The organism is Allocoleopsis sp. (assembly GCF_036703385.1).
Classification (GTDB): Bacteria; Cyanobacteriota; Cyanobacteriia; order Cyanobacteriales; family Coleofasciculaceae; genus Allocoleopsis.
In genome coordinates, this window is the sequence record NZ_DATNPA010000614.1 from 1 (window position 1) to 3,407 (window position 3,407).

Annotated in this window: 2 protein-coding genes; one reads left to right on the plus strand and one right to left on the minus strand. The window is 47.3% G+C overall.

The window, feature by feature from the left end; translation table 11 throughout:
• On the minus strand, nt 1–963 hold a 963-nt coding region (locus V6C93_RS29380; RefSeq protein WP_333480221.1), incomplete at its 3' end, for an AAA-like domain-containing protein.
• Nucleotides 964–1,041: 78 nt separating this feature from the next.
• On the opposite strand from V6C93_RS29380, the gene V6C93_RS29385 reads away from it, so the two are divergent.
• Nucleotides 1,042–3,381 carry an AAA-like domain-containing protein gene (locus V6C93_RS29385; protein WP_333480222.1) on the plus strand — a complete coding sequence of 780 codons (2,340 nt, stop codon included), beginning with the start codon at nt 1,042–1,044 and terminating at the stop codon, nt 3,379–3,381.
• Nucleotides 3,382–3,407 lie beyond the last annotated feature (26 nt).

Consider the following 3,407-nt stretch of genomic DNA (forward strand, 5'->3'; position numbering starts at 1 on the left):
GATTTGTTGATATAGTCCCAGTAGGCGAGAAGCGCGTTGCTCATTTCTCAGGATGCGATCGCGTATCGTCTTCAAATGCTCCGGTTCATCCTGTGCTTCCCAGTATTCAATAACCTGCGCTCTCACCAACGGCTCAATCGATTTGAGATTTTGGATGGGGGATTTTAGATTGGGAAATTCCCCCATCTCTCCTGCCTCAACCACCAACCGACACAACTTCTGTGTCAGAAATGGCTGCCCTCCCGTCCAGTCCAAAATCTCTTCCAGTACAGCCTGAGGATTATCTACCTTTCCTACCAAACCCTCAGCTAACGGCTGAACTTCATGCGGTTGAAACCCATGTAACTGAATTGCTCGACCAATATTAAATGGTGTGCGATTAAGATCAGAAATTAAATCCGATGGTGTTGCCACTCCCAACAGAGCAAACGTGAGTCGATTGAATTCTAAATTTTCAGTACGTTTGTTGTAAAACGCTCGAATCAGGACAAAAAAGTCGTCAAGCGATTCTTTAAAGCTGAGAACAGTATCGATTTCATCAATAAAGATGGCAATATTTTGAGCAACTTGCACCAACAGAACCCGTTCGATCAACTCACCCAAGCGCTGGACTGGTGGTATGATTGTGCGATCGCACCACCAGCTCATAAATTCAACTGGCTCAAACAAATTAAAATGATTCACCAGTTCGTAGGCAACACCCGCATACCACTGTTCCAACGAAATCCCCTGTTGCCCAATCGCTGAAAGATCGATGAAAGCACAGGCTACTCCTTCAGCTTGCAGTCGTTTAATCGTTTGCACCTTCAAACTAGACTTCCCCATCTGCCGAGAATTGAGGACGTAACAAAACTCCCCAGCCTTCAACCCTTGATAAAGGTCAATATCAGCCTGTCGCATCACATAAGTAGGTGCATCTTCTGGTAGACTTCCACCAACTTGATAGTGGTAACTTTCTGTCATATCGATTTACAACTGCGCTGAGGCATTGAGCAACACGGATAATTAGAATCAAGCCAGTACCTTTCCCCGTGATCAGCCATGCCCCGATCGCTTAGAGTGCGTTTAGACTACACTCCAAAGATAAAATCGTCTCTTTTACGCAATGGCTTCCCCAGTCAGAAAGTTTTAGCCCAACATTTAAACATAGCCCCATCTACCGTCAGCAATTTCCTCAATAGCAAACCAGTAGATTATCTGAATTTTATTGAACTTTGTCGGGTATTGGGGCAGGAATGGCGAGACGTTGCGGATTTGGAGAAGTTACCTCACCCAGAACAAGCTAAGATTGTTAGGGCAAAAGTATTAATTAGCGATCGCCGCACAGATACCCATCTTGCCCAACAGTTGCAGCAAGCCTTGAGTGCTGCCAACCACAACATCATCATCGCTGGCGAAGACGCCCCCCTCTCCGAAGCCTTAACCCAGTGCGATTACCTGATACTGTTGTTGTCCCCACAATCTGCCTACAGCGAACTCACCCTCCAGGACGTGCAGCAGGCTAAGGAATTGTGGGACACCAGCCAAAAACCCATCATCTTACCCATTTTTGTAGACTTCCCTCTGTCCGAGCAACTCTCCCTGCCATTTGATTTGTTAGCTCATTTAGAAGGTGTTCAGGCTTGGCAGTGGCATTCCGGTGACAACATTTCCAGCTTGGGATCAGCAGTTCTAAGCGTTCTCCAAGAAGGTCGTATTTCCTTACCCAGTGACCATGAATTGGCACTAAACTGGACAACTATCACCACCCGTCAAAAACTTACCACAAACCAACCGCTACCCGTCGCTCCACCAGCGTTACCCGAATTACCAGAAGGGCAAGTCGGTTTAGCATCTCCCTTCTACATGGAGCGTCCCCCTATTGAAGCACACTGTTACGAGGCGATTACCAAACCTGGGGCACTTATCCGCATCAAAGCTCCCAGTCAAATGGGCAAAACCTCCTTGATGGCGAGAATTCTCCATTATGCCGAAGAATGCGGCTCTCGCACAGTCACATTGAGCCTGCATCTCGCCAATCAGAAAGTTTTTAGTAGCTCCGATACATTCTTACAGTGGTTTTGTGCCAGCGTCAGTTTAGAGTTAGGGTTGCTGGACTCTGAACAGTTGGCTAAGCATTGGCAATTAGCTCCGATCCTGGGTAGTAATCAATGCTGCAAAGGTTATTTTGAGCGGTATCTGTTGCCAAAACTCGGCGTTCCCCTCACATTAGGCTTGGATAAAGTCGATCGCATTTTTCCCTATCGCGAAATTGCCGATGACTTTTTTGGGCTGTTACGCGCCTTGCATGAAGAGGCGAAGCTGCGCGAGATTTGGCAGAACTTTCGCTTGATTGTGGTTCATTCCACTGAAGTTTTTATTCCATTGGATATCAATAAATCTCCCTTTAATGTAGGACTGCCGATAGAGTTACCCGAATTTACCTCACAGCAGGTACAAGAGTTAGCTAGACAGCATAAACTGAATTGGCAAGCAGGGGAAGTTGAGCAACTCATGAGATTGGTGGGAGGGCATCCTTATCTCGTGCGGCTGGCGATGTACCACTCGGCGCGTCAAGATATTACCCTCGATCGCTTAGTGCAACAGGCTCCTACAGAATCTGGATTATACAGCGACCATCTACGACACCACTTATGGGATTTAGCCAAGTATCCGGAGTTGATGGAAGCGATGAGAACAGTGGTGACTTCCCACATCCCAGTCCGATTGCCACTGGATCTGGCATTGAAATTAGATAGCATGGGGCTAGTGAAGCGCAACGGTCATGAAGTTACTGCCCGCTGTCAGTTGTACGCTCAATATTTCCAAGCGCGACGGGATGCTGAACCTCGTCAGTTGACGGTGATGTTTTGCGATTTGGTGGGTTCGACGATGCTTTCAGAGCAACTTCCGCCTTATACGTATTGCGAGTTACTTCAGGCATACCATGAAACTTGCGAAAAGGTGATCCTGGGGTTTGAGGGGTATATTGCCCAGTACCTCGGTGATGGTATACTTTCCTACTTTTGTTATCCCACGTCTCATGAGGATGATGCTTACCGAGCTGTGAAGGCAGGATTGGAAATTTTGGCTGCGATCGCACAATTAAATCTTCGCCTAAAAGCGGAACGAGGAATTTCTCTAGCTGTAAGGATTGGCATTCACACGGGGTTAGTGATTGTGGCAGAAGTCGGAGGCAGCAACAAGTACGAGCGGTTAGCCATTGGCGTTACTCCCAATATTGCGGCTAGGCTGCAAGGGCAAGCAGCGCTGAACTCAGTCATACTTAGTGAGGCAACTTATCGACAGGTTCAAGAATTTTTTGATTGTCAATCGTTGGGTGCTAAAACACTTAAGGGTATTGCTCAACCGATTGATGTTTATCAGGTAGATAGGAGATGAGGAAGCTGGGGGAGTGGGGGAGCTGG